Source organism: Streptomyces sp. NBC_00370 (assembly GCF_036084755.1).
In the GTDB taxonomy this organism is placed as follows: Bacteria; Actinomycetota; Actinomycetes; order Streptomycetales; family Streptomycetaceae; genus Streptomyces.
The window spans coordinates 4,675,104-4,698,895 of record NZ_CP107968.1 but is presented as its reverse complement, the minus strand read 5'-3'; the positions used below and the strand labels follow the sequence as shown (position 1 = coordinate 4,698,895).

At 70.2% G+C, this 23,792-nt stretch carries 21 protein-coding genes; 14 read left to right on the top strand and 7 right to left on the bottom strand.

The genetic code is table 11. The features are described from left to right. Window positions 1-307: 307 nt before the first annotated feature. From OHS57_RS20960 to OHS57_RS20945, 4 genes are all read right to left on the bottom strand, one after another. A complete protein-coding gene (locus tag OHS57_RS20960) occupies window positions 308-1,057 on the bottom strand; it encodes an LmeA family phospholipid-binding protein (RefSeq protein ID WP_198533238.1) in 750 nt (249 codons plus the stop codon). Between the two features lie 67 nt (window positions 1,058-1,124). Next, window positions 1,125-2,621: a hypothetical protein gene (locus OHS57_RS20955; protein ID WP_328582989.1), complete on the bottom strand. Its 1,497-nt coding sequence runs from the start codon at window positions 2,619-2,621 to the stop codon at window positions 1,125-1,127. A gap of 10 nt (window positions 2,622-2,631) precedes the next feature. Beyond that, complete coding sequence (locus OHS57_RS20950) at window positions 2,632-2,886, bottom strand: MoaD/ThiS family protein (RefSeq protein WP_041986678.1); 255 nt, start codon at window positions 2,884-2,886, stop codon at window positions 2,632-2,634. Window positions 2,887-2,995: 109 nt separating this feature from the next. Next, window positions 2,996-3,823, bottom strand: coding sequence for an alpha/beta hydrolase (locus OHS57_RS20945; RefSeq protein ID WP_041986681.1), 828 nt, complete (start codon window positions 3,821-3,823; stop codon window positions 2,996-2,998). Between the two features lie 276 nt (window positions 3,824-4,099). On the opposite strand from OHS57_RS20945, the gene OHS57_RS20940 reads away from it, so the two are divergent. From OHS57_RS20940 to OHS57_RS20920, 5 genes are all read left to right on the top strand, one after another. Beyond that, complete coding sequence (locus OHS57_RS20940) at window positions 4,100-4,921, top strand: response regulator transcription factor (protein ID WP_328582988.1); 822 nt, start codon at window positions 4,100-4,102, stop codon at window positions 4,919-4,921. A gap of 24 nt (window positions 4,922-4,945) precedes the next feature. Beyond that, a complete protein-coding gene (locus OHS57_RS20935) occupies window positions 4,946-5,968 on the top strand; it encodes a LacI family DNA-binding transcriptional regulator (protein WP_041986687.1) in 1,023 nt (340 codons plus the stop codon). A 137-nt stretch (window positions 5,969-6,105) separates the two neighbouring features. Next, a complete protein-coding gene (locus OHS57_RS20930) occupies window positions 6,106-7,176 on the top strand; it encodes a S1C family serine protease (RefSeq protein WP_328582987.1) in 1,071 nt (356 codons plus the stop codon). Window positions 7,177-7,245: 69 nt separating this feature from the next. Then, on the top strand, window positions 7,246-8,052 hold the full coding sequence (locus tag OHS57_RS20925; protein WP_328582986.1) for a response regulator transcription factor: 807 nt from the start codon (window positions 7,246-7,248) through the stop codon (window positions 8,050-8,052). Continuing rightward, window positions 8,049-9,491 (top strand): sensor histidine kinase, encoded by a 1,443-nt coding sequence (locus OHS57_RS20920; protein WP_328582985.1) that lies wholly within the window; start codon window positions 8,049-8,051, stop codon window positions 9,489-9,491. Before OHS57_RS20925 ends, OHS57_RS20920 begins: the two co-directional genes overlap by 4 nt. Window positions 9,492-9,507: 16 nt before the next feature. Here the strand turns inward: OHS57_RS20920 and OHS57_RS20915 are convergent, their stop codons facing one another. Next, window positions 9,508-9,825 (bottom strand): ATP-binding protein, encoded by a 318-nt coding sequence (locus OHS57_RS20915; RefSeq protein WP_443043087.1) that lies wholly within the window; start codon window positions 9,823-9,825, stop codon window positions 9,508-9,510. 283 nt (window positions 9,826-10,108) lie between these two features. Between OHS57_RS20915 and OHS57_RS20910 the strand changes: the two genes are divergently transcribed. Together OHS57_RS20910 and OHS57_RS20905 are read left to right on the top strand one after the other, a co-directional pair. Beyond that, entirely contained in the window at window positions 10,109-10,933 is an 825-nt protein-coding gene (locus tag OHS57_RS20910) for a helix-turn-helix domain-containing protein (RefSeq protein WP_328582983.1), read from the top strand. Continuing rightward, on the top strand, window positions 10,920-11,147 hold the full coding sequence (locus OHS57_RS20905) for a DUF397 domain-containing protein (RefSeq protein ID WP_328582982.1): 228 nt from the start codon (window positions 10,920-10,922) through the stop codon (window positions 11,145-11,147). Before OHS57_RS20910 ends, OHS57_RS20905 begins: the two co-directional genes overlap by 14 nt. 316 nt (window positions 11,148-11,463) lie before the next feature. On the opposite strand, the gene OHS57_RS20900 is transcribed toward OHS57_RS20905, so the two are convergent. Together OHS57_RS20900 and OHS57_RS20895 are read right to left on the bottom strand one after the other, a co-directional pair. After that, window positions 11,464-11,766, bottom strand: a complete 303-nt coding sequence (locus OHS57_RS20900; protein WP_328582981.1) for a hypothetical protein — start codon at window positions 11,764-11,766, stop codon at window positions 11,464-11,466. Between the two features lie 957 nt (window positions 11,767-12,723). Beyond that, window positions 12,724-14,574, bottom strand: coding sequence for a bifunctional metallophosphatase/5'-nucleotidase (locus OHS57_RS20895; protein ID WP_328582980.1), 1,851 nt, complete (start codon window positions 14,572-14,574; stop codon window positions 12,724-12,726). 250 nt (window positions 14,575-14,824) lie between these two features. On the opposite strand from OHS57_RS20895, the gene mshD reads away from it, so the two are divergent. The 7 genes from mshD to pstA all read left to right on the top strand — a co-directional run bounded on the left by mshD (window position 14,825) and on the right by pstA (window position 23,770). Continuing rightward, entirely contained in the window at window positions 14,825-15,772 is a 948-nt protein-coding gene (mshD, locus tag OHS57_RS20890) for a mycothiol synthase (protein ID WP_328582979.1), read from the top strand. 318 nt (window positions 15,773-16,090) lie between these two features. After that, window positions 16,091-18,319, top strand: a complete 2,229-nt coding sequence (locus OHS57_RS20885; protein WP_328582978.1) for an RNA degradosome polyphosphate kinase — start codon at window positions 16,091-16,093, stop codon at window positions 18,317-18,319. Further along, a complete protein-coding gene (locus OHS57_RS20880; protein ID WP_328582977.1) occupies window positions 18,306-19,415 on the top strand; it encodes a CHAD domain-containing protein in 1,110 nt (369 codons plus the stop codon). The genes OHS57_RS20885 and OHS57_RS20880 overlap by 14 nt, the downstream gene beginning before the upstream one ends. Window positions 19,416-19,489: 74 nt before the next feature. Beyond that, window positions 19,490-19,981 (top strand): NUDIX hydrolase, encoded by a 492-nt coding sequence (locus tag OHS57_RS20875; protein ID WP_328582976.1) that lies wholly within the window; start codon window positions 19,490-19,492, stop codon window positions 19,979-19,981. Between the two features lie 345 nt (window positions 19,982-20,326). Continuing rightward, window positions 20,327-21,469, top strand: coding sequence for a phosphate ABC transporter substrate-binding protein PstS (pstS, locus tag OHS57_RS20870; RefSeq protein ID WP_328582975.1), 1,143 nt, complete (start codon window positions 20,327-20,329; stop codon window positions 21,467-21,469). A 226-nt stretch (window positions 21,470-21,695) separates the two neighbouring features. Beyond that, on the top strand, window positions 21,696-22,691 hold the full coding sequence (gene pstC / locus OHS57_RS20865) for a phosphate ABC transporter permease subunit PstC (protein WP_041986706.1): 996 nt from the start codon (window positions 21,696-21,698) through the stop codon (window positions 22,689-22,691). Continuing rightward, the gene (pstA, locus tag OHS57_RS20860; RefSeq protein WP_328582974.1) at window positions 22,688-23,770 is read left to right on the top strand and encodes a phosphate ABC transporter permease PstA; all 1,083 of its coding nucleotides are present in this window, start codon (window positions 22,688-22,690) and stop codon (window positions 23,768-23,770) included. Before pstC ends, pstA begins: the two co-directional genes overlap by 4 nt. Window positions 23,771-23,792: the final 22 nt, after the last annotated feature.

Below are 23,792 nucleotides of genomic sequence, written 5' to 3'. Positions count from 1 at the left end.
CAGACAGTGCGACAGAGCATGGCGGAAACGCGGCACAGGTCTACTGCCCGCCGCTTGGTGAGATCCGCGCGGCCTCCTTGCGGAAGGCCACAGATGAAGCACTGCATAGGGTCGATCGTAAGGACGTGGCGGCGGCAATGTCACCGGTGTGTCACATGATGAGACGCGATCGTCCACTCCGTGAGAATTTTGGCTCACGCATGCGATTTCCCAGGCCCGGCGGCGCTCTCCCGGTCATATTTCTTCTACGAGCCGGACACCGTCGTCTCACCATCCGGCCCGGTGCGGGCCGCCCCCTGAGCCCGGCTCAGCTGGTCAGCGAGACGTCCGTGCCCGTCCCTGAGAAGCGCAGTCCGTCCGGGGACGCCGTCACCTTGCTGAGCGCGACCGACGACGGCATTCCGTCGATCTTCAGGTCGTAGTCGATCAGCTTCTGGAGCTGTTCGTCCAGGCCGGGCACCGGCAGGTCGGGGAGGCTCTTGGCACGCAGCCGCACGGTCTTGCCGTCCGAGACGGACACCTCGCTGTACGCGGTGAAGACCTTGTCGCCGAGCAGGGCCGCGACCGCGTCCGGCATCGGGATGCCCGCGCCCTTGAGGATGTCGGTCAGCTTGCCCGCCACCTTGACCTGCCCCTTGGCCGCGCGCTCAGGACCCGCGTAGCTGACGGTCGCGCCCTTGGGCGCCGAGCCGCTGAGGTCGGCGTACGAGATGCTGGCCGCGCCGTCGGCCTGCGAAGCGGTCGCCGACGAGAAGCTGCTGTTGATCCGGACGTCCTTCAGGACCGCCCGCACCTCGGTGACCCGGACCGAGTGGCCCTCCGTCGTGGCGGTGACCCCGTCGAGGGTGATGTCGACCTCGTCGAGCTGGGAGTTGGCCACCTGCGTCAGGAAGGGAAAGCCCTTGATGGAGACCTGGGGATCGCTTTCCAGGCCCTGGCTCGACTTGATCTTGTCGGCGACCTTGCCCTCGGCGAAATTGACCGCCAGCCGGTCGGCGGCGACGAAAAGACCCGCCAGGATCACGACAAGAATCAGCAGTATTCGAAGCCCACGCATCGCTCGGTGTCCCCCACCATCGGTCGTACACGTCCCCCTGACGACCGTGAGCCTAACGTGACGACGATCAGGTCAGCGCTCGCCCCAGCAAGTAGACGGCGGGTGCCGCTGCCGCCAGCGGGAGAGCCACACCAGCGGTCATATGGACGAAGCGGGACGGGTAGTCGTAACTCGCCGCACGCAGTCCGATCAGGGCGCATACCCCGGCGCCGAGGCCCAGCAGCGCGCCGCCCGACCCCAGGTCGGTGAAGCCGCCGACCGCGATCCCGGCGCCCGCCGAGACCAGCAGCGCGACCACGACGGACGCGACCGCGGGCAGCGGCAGCGCGCGGGCGACGGTGGCGGCGGCCACCGCGATCCCGCCGACGACGACGGCGTCCGAGGGCGCGGCGAGATGGCCGGTGACGATGATGGCGAGCGCGGCGGAGGCGACGGTGGCCATCAGGCCCTGCATCCGCTCGTCACCCCCCGCGTGACTGCGCAGTTGGAGGACGACGGTGAGCAGGACCCAGACGCCGAGCGTGCCGATGATGGCCGCCGGCGCGTTCTCCTTGCCCGCGGCGAGCAGCGCCACGTCGGAGACGAGGCCGCCGAGGAAGGCGAGCGCGATGCCCTGCCGGGCCGGCCACATGCCGTTCAGCCGGAACCAGCCGGCCGCGGTCACCGCCTGGAGGATCACCAGCGGCACGACGAGCGCGTACGGCCCGACGGCGGCGCCGCCGGCCAGCAGCAGGCCGAGCGCGGCGGTCAGCCCCGCGGGCTGCATCCCGGGCGGAATGATCGGCGACCGGCCCTCGGCGCGGGCCCGCTGGGCGTCGGTGACGCGGGTGTTGCCCATGGTCGTGGGCGAGCTGTAACCGGCGGCGGCGGACGGATCGGCGAAGGGCGCGGCTGCGGAGGCGCCGGCGGCCTGCGGCGGAGTGGCCTGCGGGGCGGCGCCGTACGGCGGTGCGGCGTGCGACGGAGTGGCCTGCGGCGGGGCCGCGTGCGGCGGTGTCGGGGGCTCGTACGGCTCGTACGAGGCGGCGGCTGGCGCGACCGGGGACGGCGAAGGGACCTCGGGCGGCAGCGGGTAGCCGCCCTGCGGCGGCAGGTACGCGGTGTCGGCCGCCGCGGCGTGCCGGGGCTGGGGGCGCGGCTGCGGCTGGGCGGGCGGCGGCTGCAGCGGCTGGATCTGCGGCTGGTACTGGGTGTCCCAGGTCTGGCCCTGCCAGGTCTGGGTCCCGGGGTCCTGGAACGACGGGTCCTGGAACGACGGGTCCTGGAACGACGGGTCCTGAGCCGGGTTCTGGTACGCGTGGTCCGGATACGAGGGGTCCGGGTAGGCGGGCTCCGGGTACGAGGGGGCCCGGGGCGCCGGGTCGTACGGCGCCTGTCCCTGCGGGTACCGGCCGTACTCGTCGTACGGCGGCTGCGGCTGACCGTTCGGCTGCGGCTGACCGTCGGCCCGGTGCTGGCCGTTGCCCTGCTGGTGCCCGTTCGGCTGCTGGTGCCCGCCGTACTGGCCGCCCTGGCCGGTCTGGCCGCTCTGCTCGCCGTACGGATACTGCTGATCGCTGCTCATCTTCTGCGGTTCACCCTCCTGCGAACGGCGGGAGCACCTCGACCGTGCCGCCCTCGGCAAGCCGTACGGTCTCATGCTCCCGGGACCCGACGGGGTCACCGTCGACAAGGAACGAACACCGCTGGAGTACCCGGACCAGCTCGCCCGGGTGCCGCTGCCGTGCCGTGTCGAGCGCCGTGGCCAGGTCATCGGCCAGATACGGCTCCTCCGCGACGCCTGCGGCCGCCTTCGCCGCGGCCCAGTAGCGGATCGTGCCCGCTGCCATAGCGGCTCTCCCTTCGGTCTTCCCGTTCCGTCTTCCGTCGGCGGTCCGTTGCCTCGTGTGGCCCCCCATGATGGCCGATGCGAGGCACTGCTCCCTCATTGCCGCTTCGTCACTGCTTCATCAGCCAGTCCGCGATACGGGACAGCAGCTCGTCGTCGGCGGCGTCCTCCGCGTGCCCCATCCCCGGTTCCACCCACAGCTCGGCGGGCCCGGCGGCCGCCAGCATGCGCGGATGGTCCAGCGGGAAGTAACCGTCGCGGTCGCCGTGCACGATCAGCAGCGGGGTCGGCGCGATCAGCGGCACGGACTCGACGGGGGACAGCGGCACCGGGTCCCAGTCGCGGTCGACGATGCGCGTGTGGAACCCGTAACGGCCGACGATCCGGCCGACCCGTCGTGTTACCACCCAGTGAACGCGGCGCATAGGGGCTGTACCCCGGTAGTACCAACGGGCGGGAGCGCTTACGGACGCCACGGCGTCCGTCCGCGACTCCGTGCGCCCCCTGTGCAACGCGGCGTGCCGCAGCACGACGGACCCGCCCATCGAGAAGCCGACGGTCACCACCCGCTCATGTCCGAGCGACCTGGCCCACTCCACTGCGGCGGCCAGATCGAGCACTTCACGGTCACCGACCGTGGAGCGTCCCCCGGAGCCGCCATGGCCACGGAACGAGAAGGTCACCACGGCCGCACGCTGCGCGAACGCGCGTGCGGCGCGCCGCACGGCCGGCCGCTCCAGCCACCCGGTGAAGCCGTGCGCGACGACGATCGCCGTCCCCGGCGAGGGTGCTGGATCGCCGGCTTCATCTGCCGTACACGGCTCGTACATCGCCTCGATCCGGACCCCGTCCTCGGTGCGCAGGACGGTCCGTACCGCCTCCGCCGGGTGGGAGGAAACAGATGATCTGCGGGATTGCCCCTCTGACACGGAACGCATGTGGGCTATTCTGCTTCCAAGAGGATCCGGGCAACGTAGCCCCCGGGTCCTTTTGTGTTTCCCGTCCGGTGTTACAGACAGATGAACAGACGGGAATTCGCAACACAGCTCGATACCAGCTCGACCGGAACCATCAGAACGACCGGATCCACCCGAACCACGGATCCAACAGTGCCGCATACGTCCTCGCAGGGACCGAGGAGGAACCGACGTGATGGGCAAGCGAACCACGCACGACCTATGTACGGCTTGTACGGCTCAGGCAGGTGAGCGGCGATGAGTTCACTGCTGCTCCTGACCAACGCCCTCCAGCCGTCGGCGGAGGTGCTTCCCGCCCTAGGACTGCTGCTCCACAACGTGCGGGTGGCCCCGGCGGAGGGACCCGCCCTCGTCGACACACCTGGTGCCGACGTCATCCTGATCGACGGCCGCCGCGACCTGCCGCAGGTGCGGTCGCTGTGCCAGCTGCTGCGGTCCACGGGACCCGGCTGCCCGCTGGTCCTCGTCGTGACGGAAGGCGGCCTCGCCGCCGTCACCGCCGACTGGGGCATCGACGACGTGCTGCTCGACACCGCGGGCCCCGCCGAGGTCGAGGCGCGGCTGCGGCTGGCCATGGGCCGGCAGCAGATCACCGCGGACGACTCCCCGATGGAGATCCGCAACGGCGACCTCTCGGTCGACGAGGCCACCTACAGCGCGAAGCTCAAGGGCCGGGTCCTGGACCTGACCTTCAAGGAGTTCGAGCTGCTGAAGTACCTCGCCCAGCACCCCGGCCGGGTCTTCACCCGCGCCCAGCTGCTCCAAGAGGTGTGGGGATACGACTACTTCGGCGGCACCCGCACCGTCGACGTGCACGTACGGCGGCTGCGCGCCAAGCTCGGCCCCGAGCACGAGTCCCTGATCGGGACCGTACGCAACGTGGGCTACCGCTTCGTCACGCCGGAGAAGCCCGACCAGGGCGAGGTCCCCGGCCACCAGGCCCGTACGGGATCCGCTCCGGGGTCCGCGACGGCCGCTGCGCCGGCATCGGCGGAACCCGCGGCGGAGGCGGCGGACACCCCCGCCGAGCACGCCGAGGTACGGCCTGCCGACCGGTAGTTCACCACGCGTAGACTGCCGCGCGTGGCCAAGGTGACGCGGGACGATGTGGCAAGACTGGCGGGGACTTCGACCGCTGTCGTCAGCTATGTCATCAACAACGGACCCCGGCCGGTCGCCCCGGCCACGCGCGAGCGGGTGCTCAACGCGATCAAGGAGCTGGGCTACCGCCCCGACCGGGTGGCCCAGGCCATGGCGTCGCGGCGCACCGACCTCATAGGAATGATCGTCCCCGACGCCCGGCAGCCGTTCTTCGGCGAGATGGCACATGCCGTCGAGCAAGCGGCTGCCGAGCGCGGGAAGATGGTCCTCGTCGGGAACTCCGACTACCGCGACGAGCGCGAGGTCCACTATCTGCGGGCCTTCCTCGGAATGCGGGTCTCGGGACTGATCCTGGTCAGCCAGGGCATGAGCGAGCGCGCCGCCGCCGAGATCGAGGCCTGGGACGCACGGGTCGTGCTGCTGCACGAACGCCCCGAGGCCATCGACGACGTCGCCGTCGTCACCGACGACATCGGCGGTGCGCAGCTCGCCACCCGCCATCTGCTGGAGCACGGCCACCCGTACGTCGCCTGCCTCGGCGGCATGGAGTCGACGCCGGCCGTCGGCGACCCGGTGGCCGACCACGTGGAGGGCTGGCGGCGGGCGATGCAGGAAGCCGGCCGGTCCATCGAGGGGCGGCTCTTCCAGGCGCCCTACAACCGCTACGACGCCTACCGGGTCGCGCTCGACCTGCTTGCGGGCCCGGACAGACCCCCGGCGATCTTCTGCGCGACGGACGACCAGGCGATCGGTGTGCTGCGGGCCGCGCGCGAGCTGCGTCTCGACGTACCGGAGCAGCTGGCGGTGGCCGGCTTCGACGACGTCAAGGAGGCCGGGCTCACCGACCCGCCCCTGACGACGATCTCCTCCGACCGACCGGCGATGGCGCGGGCCGCCGTCGACCTGGTGCTGGACGACGGGCTGCGGGTCGCGGGGTCGCGGCGCGAGCGGGTGAAGCAGTTCCCCTCGGCACTGATCGTGCGGCGCTCCTGCGGCTGCGAGTAACACCCCGCCCCTGACGCGCGGCGGCCTTCGTGTGGCGGCCTTTATTTGGCGGCCTTTATATGGGGCGAACGCGGTTCTGTCGGCCTTCTCACAGCGTACTCAGCCTGTTTTCATGTCCGGCGGCGACAGTCAGTGACATGACCAACTACTTCCGCCACAGCGGCGACGACGACAGCAGCAGCCGGCAGGAACCGCAGCACCAGGACCCGTACACCCAGCACCAGCACCAGCACACCCAGCCGTACGGGGCGGACTTCCCGCCGCCCCCGGCGTACGCGCCCACCGCACACACCGCGCACCACGGCCGCCGCGCCAAGGGCCCGGTCGGTCTCCTCGCCGCTGTCGCCATCGCGGCGGCGGTCGTCGGGGGCGGTTCGGCCGCGCTCGTGGAGCACGTCAGCGACAACGGCGGGGACGGCACCAGCAGCGCCGTCAGCGGTACAACGGTCTCGCAGAGCAGCAAGGGCACGGTCGCGGGTGTCGCCCAGGCGCTCTCCCCGACCGTCGTCGAGATCACCGCCACGTCCAGCTCCGGCACCTCGCAGGGCTCCGGCGTGATCATCACGTCCGACGGCGAGATCGTCACCAACAACCACGTGGTGGCCGGCTCCTCGCAGCTCTCCGTCAAGGCGGGCGACGGCAAGACGTACACCGCGCAGGTCGTGGGCACCGACCCCGACAAGGACCTGGCCCTGATCAAGCTCCAGGGCGCGAGCGGGCTCAAGACGGCCGGATTCGCGGACTCCAGCCAGCTCCGGGTCGGTGACCAGGTCGTGGCGATCGGCTCCCCCGAGGGCCTGACCGGCACGGTCACCACCGGTATCGTCTCGGCGCTCAACCGGGACGTCACCGTGCCCAAGGAGGACGGCCAGGACCAGTCGCAGCAGCAGGGGCAGCAGCAGGGCCAGGGCGGGGGCGACAACTGGCCGTTCCAGTTCGGCGGGCAGCAGTTCAACGGGGACACCGGCAGCTCGACGACCACGTACAAGGCGATCCAGACGGACGCGGCGATCAACCCCGGCAACTCGGGCGGCGCCCTGCTCAACATGGACGGCCAGGTCGTCGGACTGAACTCGGCGAACGCGGCGGCGCAGAGCGCCGACGGCGGCGACTCGGGGTCCGGCGGCAGCATCGGCCTGGGCTTCGCGATCCCCGCCAACACCATCAAGGCGGACCTGGCCAACCTGCGTGACGGCGGCTCGAACTGATTCCATGGTCTCCTGAAGAGAGCCCCGAGGAGGCGGACAGCCGCCGACGAAACCGAGAGAGGACGCGCCATGAGTCCCGCCGAAGGCGATCCGCAGAGAATCCTGATCGTCGACGACGAGCCCGCCGTACGCGAGGCGCTGCAGCGGAGTCTCGCCTTCGACGGCTACGGGACGGAGGTCGCGGTGGACGGGTACGACGCCCTCACCAAGGCCGAGGCGTACCAGCCGGACCTGATCGTCCTCGACATCCAGATGCCCCGGATGGACGGCCTGACCGCCGCGCGCCGGCTCAGGGCCGGCGGCTCGACCGTACCGATCCTGATGCTGACCGCGCGTGACACGGTCGGCGACCGGGTGACCGGCCTCGACGCGGGCGCCGACGACTACCTGGTCAAGCCCTTCGAACTGGACGAGCTGTTCGCCCGCATCCGGGCCCTGCTGCGGCGCAGCTCGTACTCCACCACCATCGGCGAGCAGCCGGACGACGACGTCCTGTCCTTCGCGGATCTGCGGATGGACCTGAACACCCGCGAAGTCACGCGTGGCACGCGGCGGGTGGACCTGACCCGTACCGAATTCACCCTGCTCGAAATGTTCCTGGCGCACCCCAGGCAGGTGCTGACGCGGGAGCAGATCCTCAAGTCCGTCTGGGGATTCGACTTCGAGCCCAGCTCCAACTCGCTGGACGTGTACGTGATGTATCTGCGCCGCAAGACGGAGGGCGGCGGGGAGCCGCGCCTCGTGCACACGGTGCGGGGCGTGGGGTACGCGCTGCGGGCGGACGGCGCGGCGGGCGCGGCGGGCGCGAGCGGTACCGGCCCCAGCGGTAGTGCCCCGGGCTCCGGCGGCGCGGCGGGCTCCGGCGGCGCGGCGTGAGCGGTGGTCCCCTCCGCCGGTTCCGCACGCTGCCGATCCGGTCCAGGCTCGCGCTGCTGGTCGCGGTCGCGGTGGCCATCGCGGTCGCGGCGGTGGCCGTCGGCTCCTGGCTGCTGACCCGCTCCCAGCTGTTCAACGAACTCGACACCTCGCTGAAGAACATCGGCGCTTCCGACAGCCAGGTGGTCCAGGCGCTGGAGAGCTGCCAGAGCGGCGCCAACCCCGCGGCGACGGCCCAGCGGGGATTCGCCTACACCCAGGTGATCCTGTCCAACGGCGGCCGGTGCGTCACCCCCGGCGCCCAGCCGGTCAAGGTCCAGCCGGCGGACGTCGAGGTCGCCAGGAACCTCACCCTGCACGGCGTCAGCAGCATGACGCTCCACGACAGCACGACCGACAAGGGCGAGCACGTCCGCGTCCACACCTCCGTCGTCACCGTCCGGAGCCCGAACCTGAACGGTCCCGTCGCCGTGTCCGTCTCCCGCCCCGACGGCGAGATCGAGACGTCCCTGAACCGGCTGGCACTGCTGCTCACCGCCGTGGCCGGCGTGGGCGTCATCGGCGCGGGCGCCGCCGGACTGTGGATCGCCAGGACCGGGCTGCGCCCCGTCGACCAGCTGACCCGCACGGTCGAGCACGTCGCGCGTACGGAGGACCTGACCGTACGGATCCCGGCGGAGGGCGAGGACGAGATCGCCCGGCTGTCCCGGTCGTTCAACTCCATGACCGCGGCGCTGGCCTCCTCCCGCGACCGCCAGTCCCAGCTGATCGCGGACGCCGGGCACGAGCTGCGCACCCCGCTCACCTCGCTGCGTACCAACATCGAGCTGCTGGCCCGCAGCGACGACACGGGCCGCGCGATCCCGCCCGCCGACCGCAAGGCGCTGATGACGTCCGTCAAGGCGCAGATGACGGAACTCGCCTCCCTGATCGGCGACCTCCAGGAACTGTCCCGCCCCGACGCCCCCACCCCCGGCCCCCTCCAGGTCGTCGCACTCCACGAGATCGCCGAGACGGCCCTGGAACGCGCCCGGCTGCGCGGCCCGGGCCTGACGATCGACGCCCGGCTGCACCCCTGGTTCGTACGGGCCGAACCGGCGACGCTGGAGCGCGCGGTGGTCAACATCCTCGACAACGCGGTCAAGTTCAGCCCGGAGGGCGGCACGGTCGAGGTGGCCCTGACCGAAACCGGCGACCTGACGGTCCGCGACCACGGCCCCGGCATCCCACCGGACGACCTCCCCCACGTCTTCGAACGCTTCTGGCGCTCATCCTCGGCCCGAGCCCTGCCAGGCTCAGGCCTGGGCCTGTCGATCGTGGCCCGCACGGTCCAACAGGCAGGCGGCGAGGTGACGTTGCGCCCGGCCCCGGGGGGCGGCACGGTGGCATCAATCCGCATCCCAGGAGCCCCGACCCCACCCCCGGAGACCCCGGTATGACGGACGCCGCCGCCGGTCAGCCGCCATCCTCCGCCCCGGCCGCCAGGAACAACTCGGCCCAGACCAGCTTCCCGACCCCGTCGCGGTCGGCGACGCCCCACTCGTCAGCCAACGCGGCCACGAGCGCGAGCCCCCGACCCCCCTCGGCCTCGACGCCGGCCGCCCGCTGCTCGGGCTTCTCGGACGACGCGTCGTGCACCTCGATGCGTAAGCCGCCGGGCAAGGGCTGGAACCACGTCTCGACCTCCCGCCCCGGAGACACCCGGGCGTGCCGCCCGGCGTTGGTCAACAACTCCGAGAGCACAAGCACGGCTGAGTCCTCCAGCACGCCCAACCCCCAACCGGCGAGGGCCCTGCGAAGCTCAAGCCGGGCCAGGCGGACGCACCGGGGGTGACGGGACCAGCGGAGTACGACGGCGGTGCGGGGATCCAGAGCCATCACGCCACCTCCCCACGGGGGACGGGCTGCGGAACGGTCTGAGAAAGACGGCCAATGGCTGGCGGCACGGCGAAGCTCCCACTCTCTGTGACGAATCCCTCACAGCGTGGGGCTTGCGCGACTACCGTTACCAGGGGTGATGACCTGACCGCACATCTGTCAAGTGGGAGCTGAGTTAATGGCGAGATCCGGTAAAGCACTCACGCCCCGACAGAAGTACGGAGAGGAACTGAGGCTCCGACGGCTGGCGGCGGGCATGACCCAGGAGGCCCTGGCCGAGCTGGTGGTGTGCTCTCCGACCCTGATCAGCCACATCGAAGCGGGCCGCCGACTACCGAACCCGGAGGACGCGCAGCGGATTGATCAGGCCCTGGGGACGGACGGGTTCTTCGTACGGTGGTTGAAGGACCTGGACTCGAAGTACGCCAGCCACTTCGCGGGGGTTGCGGAGTTCGAACAGCGGGCCACTGAAGTACGTCACTACGGCTCGTCGTTGATCACGGGACTGCTTCAAACAGAAGCGTACGCAAGGGAAGTGCTCGGGGCGCATCACGTGAACTGCCGCCGACAGGAGATTGACCAGCAAGTTGTCAACCGGATCGAGCGCGGTCAGCTCCTGGAAGACCCGTCGGGCCCCGTAGCGTGGATCCTGCTGGACGAAGCGGCGCTCCGCCGAGGGGTGGGCGGACCGCGCGTCATGGCCGAACAACTCCACAAGATCGCAGCCATGGCAGAGGCCAAGCGGCTGCGCCTGCATATCTTGCCGTTCGCGGCGGGAGCCCACGCATTGCTGACGGGCATGCTCTACCTGATGAGCTTCGACGACGCTCCGTCGATCGCCTACGTGGAAGGAGTTGCAACGGGGCACGTCTTCGACGACCCGGCAATGGTGAACGACTGCAAGAACGCCTTCGATCTGGCCCTGGGTGATTCGTTGTCGCACAAGGAGTCGGTGACCATGATCAAGACCGTGGCACAGGAGTACGCACATGAACAGCAATGAGCACGTGGCCTTTAACGCCGTCGCCCCGCTCGGGTGGCGCAAGTCCAGCTATAGCGGGCCGAACAACGACGACTGCCTCGAAGTGGCTGACGGCCACAACCTCGTACCGGTCCGTGACTCCAAGAGCACCCATGAACCCGCGCTTGTCTTCCAGCACGACAGCTGGTCACGGTTCGTCCAGGGGATCAAGCACGGTGAGCCGCGCGGCTGCTGACCGGTCAGGGCGCATGAACGCGAAGCTGTGTGGGCCGGGAAGTTAGCTGAACCGAGCGCCGCCCCTTGCTGTTGAGTGTCGCGGCTCCGGTCCGGGCGTCAAGGGCGCTCCTGCGTCGCGTCGGCTTCGCCGATTGCGCTTCGCTTCACCCTTGACCCCCGGCCCTCCACCGCAAGTACTTCTTTGAGGGGGGGCGGCCGGGGGGCTCCACGGAGGCGCTGGGCTCGTGGTGACGGCGGCTCGGCCGACTGCGGGTGCCACGCGTCAGCTGCTCGGGGGACTCGGATCGGCTCGGCGTCCGCCCCCGCCGGTGGGCTCAGAGGCTGTTGCCGATGAGGGCGACGGTCGGGACGGATGTGCCGAGAAGGCTGAGTGCCCAGTACTGGGCCGGCTGGAGGCGGGTGCGGCGGGCAAGGGGCAGGTTGGCCAGCCACCAGAGGAATCCGCAGATGGCGACGGGGATCCCCAGCCCGAAGAGGACGACGCCGAAGCCGTCATTCTCTTCCGGTGCGGGATCCACCCACGTCGAGCCGATGTAGTAGAGCATCCACAACGGGACGACGGCCGGGATGCCAAGAAGCAGGTTGATGCCGAGCGCCGTGTACCACTGCCTGATCATGGCTCCCCCCGCCCCCGTGATCATTTGCCGGTGACCCTATCCCGATTTCCGCGCGTAACGCCCGTCGGTCGATGGGTGAGCAGAGCGGGTGTGACTGGTGGGACGGGTGTGGGCTTGTGAGGCACCCGTCGGGCGCCTTATGCGTGGGGAGTTGCGTTAGACGCACCGCAGGGCGCATCAGTCCGGTGTGGAGGCGCAGAGGGCTGCGACGGGCCGCCGGGCATCTCACGAGCCCATCCTCGCCCCCCGGCCGGGCGGCCCACCCGCTTGATGCGCCCTACGGCGCACCTAACGCAACACGGGACGCAAAAGGCTCCCGACGAGCACCCCACAGGTCGCGTTCTCCCCCGTGAGTCACATCCGTACCACCTACCGGCCCATTGCCCCGGCCCAACTACCCCCGCCAGGGCGTCCTCCCGACCTCGCCCCACCCCCAATGACCAGCGGGGCATGAGTCTCAGCCGATACCCGGCCTGGGTGGACGCTTAGCCAGCCCGAGTCCCCCTACGCAACTGCCGCGCGGCACCCGCCAGTCGGCCAAGCACCCGCCACCACTCCCCGGCCTCCCCCGTGGAGCCCCCCCGGCCGCCCCCCAAAAAAGTGCACTTGCGGTGGAGGTTCGGGAGTCAAGGGTGACCGCAGGTCATCGGCGAAGCCGACGCGACGCAGGAGCGCCCTTGACGCCCGGACCGGAGCCGCGACACTCAAACCCCAGGGGCGGCCCCACGGGCGGCTCATCCCTCCGGCCCACACAGCTCCCGGCCCATGCGCCCTGACCCGCACACACCCACCCCCAGTGACCAGCGGGGCATGAGTCTCAGCCACTACCCGGCCGGGGTGGACGCCGAGCCGGCCCGAGTCCCCCAGGGAAGACCACCCGCGCCGCCAACAGCGAAGGGCGGCGGACACGCCCTCGTGTGTCCGCCGCCCCGTCAGTCACGTACTACCGACTGCTCGTTACTTCACCACCGTGATCCGGTCCGTCGCCGGCGGCGCCAGCGGCGCCGCCGCCGTCGAGTTGGCCGCCAGGTAGGTGTTGAACATGTCCAGGTCCGACGCGCCCACCAGCTTGTTCGCGCCCTGGCCCAGGACCGCGAAGCCGTCGCCGCCGCCCGACAGGAACTCGTTCATCGCGACGCGGTACGTCGCCGCCGGGTCGATCGGTTCGCCGTTCAGGCGGATCGAGTCGGTGACCACCCGGGCCGCGCCCGCCTTCGTCATGTCCAGCGTGTACGTGAAGTTCTTCGACACCTGGAGGATCTTCGGCGACGCCTCGTTCGCGCCGCTGACCTGCTGCTGCAGTGCCGTCACGACCTGCGCGCCCGTCAGGTCGATCGCCGTCATCATGTTGGTGAACGGCTGCACGGCGAACGCCTCGCCGTACGTGACGACCCCGTCGCCCTCGCTGCCCGACGCCGCGTACACCAGGTCGGTCCTGATACCGCCCGGGTTCATGAACGCGAACTGCGCGCCGCCCTTGTCCGGCGCCGACATGCCCGCGAGCTGCGCGTCGGCGATCACGTCACCCAGCGGCATCTCCGGGCCGCTGCGGCCGATGTCCGCCGAGATGAAGCCCTGCGGGGTGTTGGCGATCGGCGCGGCGATGGTGTTCCACCGGGCGATCAGGTCCGTCATGTCCTTGGCCTTGGGCTGGTCACGGGTGACGACGTGGTTCGCCGACGCCACGCCCGTACGGACGATGTCGTTCGTCCGGCGGTCGTACGTCAGCGTCGTGTCCGTGTACAGCCGGCCGAAGGACGAAGCGGACGTCACCATGCGCGGCTTGCCCGCCGGGTCCGGGATCGTGCAGACGTACGCCTGGTGCGTGTGGCCCGTGACCAGCGCGTCCACCTTGGGCGATATGCCCTTGGCGATGTCGACGATCGGTCCCGAGATGCCGTCGCCCGAACCCGGGCTGTCACAGTCGTAGTTGTACGACGTCGAGGCCGGCTGGCCGCCCTCGTGGATCAGCGCGACGATCGACTTGACGCCCTGCTTGTCCAGTTCCTTGGCGTACTTGTTGACGGTCTCGATCTCGTCGTGGAACTTGAGCCCCTTGACGCCCTCGGCCGTCACGATGTTCGGCGTGCCCTCCAGGGTCACCCCGATGAAGCCGATCTTGACGCCGTTCTTCTTCCAGACCGTGTACGGCTTGAGGATCGGCTTGCCGGTCTTCTCCGACGTCACGTTGGCCGCGAGGTAAGGGAAGTCGGCGCCGGGGAACTTCTTCCCCTTCTCGTAGCAGCCGGCCGTCGGGTGGCAGCCGCCGTTCTGGAGGCGGGCCAGCTCCGTCGCGCCCTCGTCGAACTCGTGGTTGCCGACGGATGTCACATCGAGGTCGATCTTGTTGAGCGCCTCGATGGTGGGCTCGTCGTGGAAGAGGCCCGACAGCAGCGGGCTCGCGCCCACCATGTCGCCGCCCGCCGCGGTGATGGAGTACGGGTGGCCCTTGCGCGCGGTGCGCAGCGAGCTGGCCAGGTACTCGACGCCACCGGCCGGGATCGCCTTCGTCGTACCGTCGGGCTGTATCTCGGTGACGCTGCCGGAGGAGCCGGCCGGCGGTTCCAGGTTGCCGTGCAGGTCGTTGAAGGACAGCATCTGGACGTCGACGGTGCGCGGCGACGGCTGGTGGTGGCCGTGACCGGAGTTGTGGCCGGAACCATGTCCCGAGCCGTGCCCGTGGCCATGTCCGTTTCCGTGGGCCTGGGCGGCCGGGGCGGCGGCGATCAGCGCGCCCACGGTGGCCAGACCGGCGACGGCGGTGAGCATCCGCCGGGCCGCACGGTTCTTCTGCGGTGTCGCTGACATCGTTCCCCTTGTGAGTTCAGCGTGAGCATGGAGAGTCGTGAGGTCGTACAGGTGGTCGTGCAGGTTCATGAAATCTTCATGAGGAATGTCAGCCGCAGCCTAGAGTCAACGCGCGTAGCGCGACAGGGGCTCCCGGGTTACGAGCTGGTTGCCATTACGACCCCGCGGCGCCTGACACACGGTCACGCGCTCCGCCAACCCGGGCACTCACCTCGCCTGCGTACCGGCACCGGCGCCGTACCCTCGTTGCATGACTGACGCAGCAACCCGCGAGCCCGGCCGGCAGATCCAGACCCTCGACGCGCTCACCTCCGAGCAGGCCGCGGCAGTGGCCGGACTGCTCGCCGAGGCCGCCGCTTCCGACGGCGTCCAGGCCGTCTCCGAACAGGGCAGGCTCCAGTTGCGCGGCGGTCACCGCGAGGGCGTACGGCACTTCCTGCTGACCGTCGGCGACGAACTCGTCGGCTACGCGCAGTTGGAGGACACCGACCCGGTCGAAGCACCCGCCGCCGAGCTGGTCGTGCATCCGGGGCGCAGGGGCCGCGGCCACGGCCGGGCGCTGGGCAACGCGCTGATGGCCGCCTCGGGCAAGCGGATGCGGGTCTGGGCGCACGGCGGCAAGTCGGCGGCCCGGCATCTCGCGCAGGTGCTCGGGCTGACGATGTTCCGCGAACTGCGGCAGCTGCGCCGCCCGTTGAGCCCGCTGGAGATCGCCGAGCCGGTATGGCCCGCAGGCGTCACCGTCCGTACGTTCGTGCCGGGGCAGGACGACGCCGCGTGGCTCGCCGTGAACGCCGCCGCCTTCGCCCACCACCCCGAGCAGGGCGGGATGACGCAGCGCGATCTCGACGACCGCAAGGCCGAGCCGTGGTTCGACCCGAAGGGCTTCTTCCTCGCCGAGCGCGCCGGCAGCGACAGCGGCACCGACGGACCCGCCGAGCTGCTCGGCTTCCACTGGACGAAGGTGCACGCCGAGGAGCAGCTCGGTGAGGTGTACGTCGTCGGCATCCGCCCCGACGCGCAGGGCGGCGGTCTCGGCAAGGCGCTCACCGCGATCGGACTGCGCCACCTGGCGGCCGAGGGGCTGCCGACCGCGATGCTCTATGTGGACGCCGACAACATCGCGGCGCTGACGGTGTACGAGCGGCTGGGCTTCAGCACGTACGAGGTCGACCTGATGTACCGCACCGAGACCTGAGCCGTCCCCGAGGCTCAAGCCCCGGCACGGGAGCGGTTGACGTCTATACGGGCCCGCACGCGACCGACCGTGACCGTATGTGACCACCCAGCCGCTCCCCGCCCGTTTTTCGGACAAGCCCCCGCACCCCCGCCCCCTGGGAGCCCCGCCCCGCTTCCCTCCACGTCATGTCCCCGTTACCAGCCATTCAGACGGCCTTGCGACGCTCGCTGAATGCAGCCCGCTGTGCCCCCCACCCCGAACGGCAGGAATCCGAACCCACTCCTTCCTGCGCTCTCCGACGCGCCTCCTGTCCCCTCAGCGCGGAAGAATAGGGACATGAGTCAGCAGCCCGCCGAGGTTCCGGTCCAGCAGCCCCAGCCGTCCGTCGGTTTCATAGCCGCGCACCGGCCCCATACCGTCGCCGCCGCCGTCTCCGATCTGGAGCCTGATCTCGACGCGGATCTCGACACGTACGAGGAGGACGGCGACCCCGACGACGCCGCGCTGCCCCGAGGGCGGTTCCTCGACCGCGAGCGCAGCTGGCTCGCCTTCAACGAGCGCGTGCTGGAGCTGGCGGAGGATCCCGCGACGCCACTCCTCGAACGGGCGAACTTCCTTGCGATTTTCGCGTCCAACCTGGACGAGTTCTTCATGGTCCGGGTGGCAGGCCTGAAACGCCGCATCGCGACCGGGGTCGCCACCCGCTCCGCCTCGGGGCTGCAGCCCCGCGAGGTGCTGGACCTGATCTGGACCCGCTCCCGCGAACTCATGGCCCGGCACGCCGCCTGCTACCAGCAGGACGTCGCCCCCGCCCTCGCCGACGAGGGCATCCACATCATCCGCTGGCCGGAACTCACCGAGAAGGAGCAGGCCCGCCTGTTCACTCTCTTCCGCCAGCAGATCTTCCCCGTCCTGACCCCGCTTGCCGTGGACCCCGCGCACCCCTTCCCGTACATCTCGGGTCTCTCGCTGAATCTCGCGGTCGTCGTGCGCAACCCCGTCAGCGGCCATCAGCACTTCGCCCGGGTCAAGGTGCCGCCGCTGCTGTCGCGGTTCCTGGAGGCGTCCCCCGCGCGGTTCGTCCCGCTGGAGGACGTGATCGCCGCGCACCTGGAGGAGCTGTTCCCCGGGATGGAGGTGCTGGCGCACCACATGTTCCGGGTCACCCGCAACGAGGACCTGGAAGTTGAGGAGGACGACGCCGAGAACCTCCTCAAGGCGCTGGAGAAGGAGCTCATGCGGCGCCGCTTCGGGCCGCCGGTGCGCCTGGAGGTCGAGGAGTCCATCGACCCGTACGTCCTCGACCTGCTCGTCCGTGAGCTGAAGGTGTCCGACGCGGAGGTGTATCCGCTGGCCGGGCTGCTGGACCTCACGGCGCTCTTCGGGATCTCCGCCCAGGACCGGCCCGAGCTGAAGTTCCCCAAGTTCATCGCGGGCACCCACCGCGATCTCGCACAGGTGGAGTCCGCCTCCGCACCGGACATATTCGCGGCTCTCCGCGAGCGCGACGTCCTGCTGCACCACCCGTACGACTCGTTCTCCACCTCCGTGCAGGCGTTCCTGGAACAGGCCGCCGCCGATCCCGACGTGCTGGCGATCAAACAGACGCTGTACCGCACCTCGGGCGACTCACCGATCGTGGACGCCCTGATCGACGCCGCCGAGTCCGGCAAGCAGGTGCTGGTCCTCGTCGAGATCAAGGCCCGCTTCGACGAGCAGGCCAACATCAAATGGGCGCGCAAGCTCGAAGAGGCCGGCTGCCATGTGGTGTACGGGCTCGTCGGGCTGAAGACGCACTGCAAGCTGTCCCTCGTGGTGCGCCAGGAGGGCGAGAACCTCCGCCGCTACAGCCATGTCGGCACGGGCAACTACCACCCCAAGACTGCCCGGCTGTACGAAGACCTCGGCCTGCTCACCGCCGACCCGCAGGTGGGCGCCGATCTCTCCGACCTGTTCAACCGGCTCTCCGGCTACTCGCGCCGGGAGACCTACCGCCGGCTGCTGGTCGCACCGAAGTCCCTGCGTGACGGGCTGATCACCCGGATCAACAAGGAAGCGGCCCACCACCGCTCGGGACGCCCCGCCTATGTGCGGATCAAGGTCAACTCGATGGTCGACGAGGCCATCATCGACGCCTGTTACCGGGCGTCGCAGGCGGGTGTGCCCGTCGACATCTGGGTGCGTGGCATCTGTGCCGTACGGCCGGGCGTCGCGGGCCTGTCCGAGAACGTACGCGTGCGCTCGATACTCGGCCGCTTCCTCGAACACTCCCGGGTCTTCGCCTTCGGCAACGGCGGCGAGCCCGAGGTCTGGCTGGGCAGCGCCGACATGATGCACCGCAACCTCGACCGCCGTATCGAAGCGCTGGTACGGGTCATCGACCCGGCCCACCGCGCGGCACTGACCCGGCTGCTGGAGACCGGAATGTCCGACACCACCTCCTCCTGGCACCTCGGCGCTGACGGCAACTGGACCCGGCATGCCACGGACCCGGAAGGCCAGCCGTTGCGGCACGTACAGGAAATGCTCATAGACGCCCGGAGGCGCCGGCGTGCAGCACCATGACACGGACACCGACCGGCTGACGGCGGGCGAGGTCCTGGCCGGCTATCTGCACGCCCGGGCCGCCGACTTCCTGCGCAGCCTCCGGCTGTACAGCGAGAGCGGTTCGGACACGGCAGCCGCCGACCAGGCGGCGCGCGCGCTGCGCTCGTCGGCCCGGCGGATCGGGGGGAGTCTGCACACGTACCGTGCGCTGCTCGACCCGGCCTGGGCCGACCAGCTCCGCAAGGAGCTGGGCTGGCTGTCCGGCACCCTCGCCCAGGAACACGCGTGCACGGCCCGGCTGCACCGGCTGGTCGGCGCGCTGGCCCGGCTGTCGGGAGCGGGCGCGGTGGCGGGCGCCGAGTCCGTACCGGTCGCGGTGTCCGTGCCCGCGACGCGGACGGAAGGCGCGAACGGCGCCGGGCCCGCGCTGCCCGGCGGTACACCGACGGTGGCCCCCACGGCCCCCACCGCTCCTGCCGTCACGAGCACGCTGACCGTCGGGGCCTCGCGCGCGGGCGCCCTGCTGGAGCGCCAGCTGACCCTCGCCCGGACACGCTCGCACTCGGCCGCGCTCCAGGCGCTCGGCTCGTCACGGTTCCACGCGGTCGCCGACGCCGTCGCCGTACTGGCCTCCGAGGTACCGCTGGCGCCGGCGGCGGCTGCCGCTGCCGAGGTCGTACTCGCGACGCCGCTCACCACCACCGAACGGCAGCTCCTCGAAGCGGTGTCCGCGCTGCCGCTCGCGGTCGCCGCGCATCCGTACAACGCCGAGGCGCTGGTGCACGGGCTGGCCACGGCTGCGGACGGCGAGGCGCAGGACGCGCCCTGGCACCAGGTACGGCAGCTGCTGCGGCTGCACAGGTACGCGCAGGAGGTGTGGTGCGTCGGCGGGGCGCCCGACCCGCTGCTCGCCGGCGCCGGGCAGGCGCTGGACCGGCACAGGGACGCGGCGGAGGCGGCGGCAGCGGCGGCGAACGCGGCCCGCACGCCCCGGATCGCGCCGGCCACGGCGTACGCCCTCGGGGTGCTTCACGCGGATCAGCGGCTGGAGGTGGAGGCGGCCAGGTTCGCCTTCCAGCAGGTGTGGCAGGAGGCGGCGGTGGCCGCGTCCTGACCGGGTAAGCGCTCGAAGCGGTGGGTTCGGTACGACGGGACAGACGGGACGACGGGGCAGACGGGAGTCCGGACATGTCGGTGAACAGCACAAACGGTACGGGCGGCACGGGCGACACGAACGGCACAGGCAGCACGGGCAGCACGGGCGACGGCGCGAACACGGTGCTCGCCGCGGGCTGCGTGCTGTGGCGTCGCGCCCCCTACGGCAACGCCGGCCTCGAACTGTGTCTGGTGCACCGCCCCAAGTACGACGACTGGTCCCACCCCAAGGGCAAGCTGCACCGCGGCGAGGACCCGCTGGCCGCCGCGCTGCGCGAGGTCTTGGAGGAGACGGGCCACCACTGTGTGCCGGGCGCACGCCTGGGTACGGTCCGCTATCCCGTGCAGGGCCGGCCCAAGCAGGTCGACTACTGGGCGGCCGAGGCGTCCGGCGGCGCGTTCCGGGCGAACGACGAGGTCGACCGCGTCCTGTGGCTGTCCCCCGCCGCGGCGCGTGAGCGGCTCACCCAGCCCCGCGACCGGCTCCTGGTCGACGCCCTGCTGAACGCCCTGCACACCGCCTGACCGTTCCTGCCCCAGCCCCGCCCCCGCCCCGCGCCCCTTCCACCCACGCCCTGCCCCCGGGGTCCGGCCCGACGGCGTGTCCATCCACCGCCCCGGCCGGGCCTCCGTAGCGTCCTCATCTGCCGCTGGAACCGATTCCTCCGCCCGCGTACGCCCTCCCGCACAGAGCCGCACCAGGCCGTCCATCACGGTTCACCTTCCGTTCACTCGCTCCCGTCGGCGGCTTCACCTGATCTGCCTAATTTCGGACGTACACGGTGACGGGCACAGCGCCGCACCGACCACCCCGACGCACGCCGCCGTAGAAATACGACTACCGGCGGCTCTTGGAAGGAATCACCCGAAGTGAAGCTTTTGCGCAAGAACGGGCTGCGCGCCACCGCGCTCGGTGCCCTCGCCGTCTCCGGCGCCCTGGTTCTCACGGCGTGCGGATCGGACGACAACAGCGACGACACGGGCAGCGGAAGCACGTCGGCGGCCGCGAGCGCCCCGGCGGCCAACGCCGCGTGCGACGGCGCCAAGGGTCAGCTGCGCGCCTCCGGTTCCAGCGCGCAGGCCAACGCCCAGAACGTGTGGGCCAAGGGCTACATGGCCGCTTGCCCCGGCGTCGAGATCAACTACAAGGCTTCCTCCTCCGGTGAGGGCATCACCGCCTTCAACCAGGGTTCGGTCGGCTTCGCCGGTTCCGACTCCCCGCTGAAGCCCGAAGAGGTCGCGGACTCCAAGAAGGTCTGCTCCGGCGGCCAGGGCATCGACCTCCCGATGGTCGGCGGCCCGATCGCGATCGGTTACCACCTGGAGGGCGTGGACAACCTCACGCTCGACGCCCCGACCCTCGCCAAGATCTTCGCCACGAAGATCAAGAAGTGGGACGACCCGGCGATCAAGGCGCTGAACCCCGACGCGAAGCTGCCCGGCAAGGCGATCCAGCCCTTCCACCGCTCCGAGGACTCCGGCACCACGGACAACCTGGGCAAGTACCTGACCGCCGCCGCGCCGAAGGACTGGACGTTCGAGGGCGGCAAGTCGTGGCCCGCCCCCGGTGGCCAGGCCGCTTCCGGCTCCGCCGGTGTCGCCACGCAGGTCAAGCAGGTCGACGGCTCGATCGGTTACTTCGAGCTCTCCTACGCCACCTCGCAGCAGATCTCCACGGTCGACATCGACACGGGTGCCGCCACTCCGGCGAAGGCCACCACGGACAACGCGTCCAAGGCCATCGGCGCCGCGAAGGTCGTCGGCACGGGCAGCGACCTGTCGCTCCAGCTCGACTACACCACCAAGGCCGACGGTGCCTACCCGATCGTCCTGGTGACGTACGAGATCGTCTGCGACAAGGGCAACAAGGCCGACACCCTCGGCACGGTCAAGTCGTACCTGAACTACACGGCCGGCGACGAGGGCCAGAAGCAGCTCGCAGCCGCGGGCTACGCCCCGATCCCCACGGAGATCAACGCGAAGGTCCGTACGGCCATCGCCGCACTCTCCTAGGAAGTGTCCGCGAAGTATCGTCGTCCGCCCTTTGGGCGAGCCAGACGAGACTTCGCGGACACGACCTAGTCCCACCGACAGTCCGTACGAGCCGGCCCGTCCTGCTCAGCTGAAAGTTGACGGCGGCCGGCCCGGCACTCCTGCCGGGACCGGCCGTCCGTCGTCCACTCATCCGGTGCACCGCCGCCAGGGGAGCCGAAGCTCCCCCACACAGACCGGAAAGACCATGGCTACCACCACACCGATAGACACGCCTCCACCGGCGCCGCCCGTCAACCGCCCGTCGGACACCTCGACCGGCCGCATGGGCGACAAAGTCTTCTCGGGCCTCTCCAGAGGCTCGGGCATCCTGCTGCTCGTCGTCATGGCGTCGATCGCCGGCTTCCTGACGTACCGGGCGGCCATCGCCATCTCGGGCGACCACGCGAACTTCCTCACCACCTTCGAATGGAACACCGGGCTCACCCCGCCCGTGTTCGGCATCGCCGTGCTGCTGGTCGGCACGATCGTCAGCTCGATCGTCGCGATGATCATCGCGGTGCCGATCGCCGTCGGCATCGCCCTCTTCATCTCGCACTACGCGCCCCGCAGGCTCGCGACGCCGATCGCCTACGTGGTGGACCTGCTCGCAGCGGTTCCCAGCATCATCTACGGCATCTGGGGCGCGATCGTCCTCGTGCCCTACCTCGAGGGCCTGAACCTCTGGCTCGACCACTACTTCGCCTGGACGTACATCTTCGACCAGACGCAGCCCGGCGTCGCCAGGAACATGTTCACCGTCGGCATCCTGCTGGCGATCATGATCCTGCCGATCGTCACCAGCGTCAGCCGTGAGGTCTTCCTCCAGGTGCCGCGGATGAACGAGGAGGCGGCCCTCGCGCTCGGCGCGACCCGCTGGGAAGTCATCCGGCTCTCCGTGCTCCCCTTCGGCCGCTCCGGCATCATCTCCGCCTCGATGCTGGGCCTCGGCCGCGCGCTCGGCGAGACGATGGCCGTCGCGACGGTCCTGTCGCCCAGCTATCTGATGTCGCTCCATCTGCTCGACCCGGGCGGCGGTACGTTCGCCCAGAACATCGCGGCGAAGTTCGACGAGGCCAACGAGTTCGGGCGGGACGCCCTGATCGCTTCCGGTCTGGTCCTCTTCGTCCTCACTCTGCTGGTGAACGGCGGCGCCCGGCTGATCATCGCCCGCCGCAAGGAGTACTCGGGGGCCAACGCATGAGCCACGCAGCCGTACAGGACAAGCCCGCTCCCGTTCCGCCGCCGGACAACGGCGAGAACAGCCTGAGCGAGCGCCGACTGCCGCGCTGGGCAGGGGCCGGCTTCGCCGCCGCCGGGATCGTCGTCGGCGTGGCCGTCGGCGCGGGCGCCGGGCTGGACAGCAAGGTCCAGTGGGGCCTGATCGCCGTCATCGCCTTCGTCGTCATCTCGTACGTCGTCACGAGCACGGTCGAGAACAAGCGCCAGGCCAAGGACCGGCTCGCCACCAGCATCGTCTGGGTGTGCTTCATCCTCGCCGTGATCCCGCTGTTCTCGCTGCTCTACACGACCATCAAGCGCGGCGTGAAGGTCCTCGACGGGAACTTCCTGACCCACTCGATGGGCGGGGTCATCAACACCGAGGCGGGCGGCGGCGTCTACCACGCCATCATCGGCACGCTGGAGCAGGTCGGCATCGCCACGGTGATCGCCGTACCGATCGGGCTGCTGACCGCGGTCTACCTGGTCGAGTACGGCAAGGGCGCGCTGGCCAAGGCCGTGACGTTCTTCGTGGACGTCATGACGGGTATCCCGTCGATCGTCGCCGGTCTGTTCATCCTGTCGATCGTCCTGATCATCAAGGCCGGTCCTTCCGGCCTCGAAGGCTCGCTCGCGCTGACGATCCTGATGATCCCCGTGGTGGTCCGCTCCACCGAGGAGATGCTGAAGCTCGTACCGAACGAGCTGCGTGAGGCGGCGCTCGCCCTGGGTGTGCCGAAGTGGCGCATGATCCTCAAGGTGGTCCTGCCGACCGCGATCGGCGGTATCACCACCGGTGTCATGCTGGCCGTCGCGCGTATCGCGGGTGAGACGGCACCGATCATCCTGCTCGTGTTCGGCAGCCAGTTCATCAACACGAACCCCTTCGACGGAGCCCAGTCGTCGCTGCCGTTCTACATCTACGAGCAGTACCGGTACGGCAACCCGGCCAGCTACGACCGTGCCTGGGGCGCGGCGCTGGTGCTGATCGCCTTCGTCATGATCCTGAACCTCGTCGCCCGCGGCATCGCCCGCTGGAAGGCCCCGAAGACCGGCCGCTGAGGCCACGGAAAGAAGTGATTGA

What these genes read in the sequence shown, in the direction of transcription:
- OHS57_RS20960 (WP_198533238.1), bottom strand. Translation starts at nt 1,057, where the DNA reads ATGCGTGGGCTTCGAATACTGCTGATTCTTGTCGTGATCCTGGCGGGT.
- OHS57_RS20955 (WP_328582989.1), bottom strand. Translation starts at nt 2,621, where the DNA reads ATGAGCAGCGATCAGCAGTATCCGTACGGCGAGCAGAGCGGCCAGACC.
- OHS57_RS20950 (WP_041986678.1), bottom strand. Translation starts at nt 2,886, where the DNA reads ATGGCAGCGGGCACGATCCGCTACTGGGCCGCGGCGAAGGCGGCCGCA.
- OHS57_RS20945 (WP_041986681.1), bottom strand. Translation starts at nt 3,823, where the DNA reads ATGCGTTCCGTGTCAGAGGGGCAATCCCGCAGATCATCTGTTTCCTCC.
- OHS57_RS20940 (WP_328582988.1), top strand. Translation starts at nt 4,100, where the DNA reads ATGAGTTCACTGCTGCTCCTGACCAACGCCCTCCAGCCGTCGGCGGAG.
- OHS57_RS20930 (WP_328582987.1), top strand. Translation starts at nt 6,106, where the DNA reads ATGACCAACTACTTCCGCCACAGCGGCGACGACGACAGCAGCAGCCGG.
- OHS57_RS20925 (WP_328582986.1), top strand. Translation starts at nt 7,246, where the DNA reads ATGAGTCCCGCCGAAGGCGATCCGCAGAGAATCCTGATCGTCGACGAC.
- OHS57_RS20910 (WP_328582983.1), top strand. Translation starts at nt 10,109, where the DNA reads ATGGCGAGATCCGGTAAAGCACTCACGCCCCGACAGAAGTACGGAGAG.
- OHS57_RS20905 (WP_328582982.1), top strand. Translation starts at nt 10,920, where the DNA reads ATGAACAGCAATGAGCACGTGGCCTTTAACGCCGTCGCCCCGCTCGGG.
- OHS57_RS20900 (WP_328582981.1), bottom strand. Translation starts at nt 11,766, where the DNA reads ATGATCAGGCAGTGGTACACGGCGCTCGGCATCAACCTGCTTCTTGGC.
- OHS57_RS20895 (WP_328582980.1), bottom strand. Translation starts at nt 14,574, where the DNA reads ATGTCAGCGACACCGCAGAAGAACCGTGCGGCCCGGCGGATGCTCACC.
- mshD (WP_328582979.1), top strand. Translation starts at nt 14,825, where the DNA reads ATGACTGACGCAGCAACCCGCGAGCCCGGCCGGCAGATCCAGACCCTC.
- OHS57_RS20885 (WP_328582978.1), top strand. Translation starts at nt 16,091, where the DNA reads ATGAGTCAGCAGCCCGCCGAGGTTCCGGTCCAGCAGCCCCAGCCGTCC.
- OHS57_RS20875 (WP_328582976.1), top strand. Translation starts at nt 19,490, where the DNA reads ATGTCGGTGAACAGCACAAACGGTACGGGCGGCACGGGCGACACGAAC.
- pstC (WP_041986706.1), top strand. Translation starts at nt 21,696, where the DNA reads ATGGCTACCACCACACCGATAGACACGCCTCCACCGGCGCCGCCCGTC.
- pstA (WP_328582974.1), top strand. Translation starts at nt 22,688, where the DNA reads ATGAGCCACGCAGCCGTACAGGACAAGCCCGCTCCCGTTCCGCCGCCG.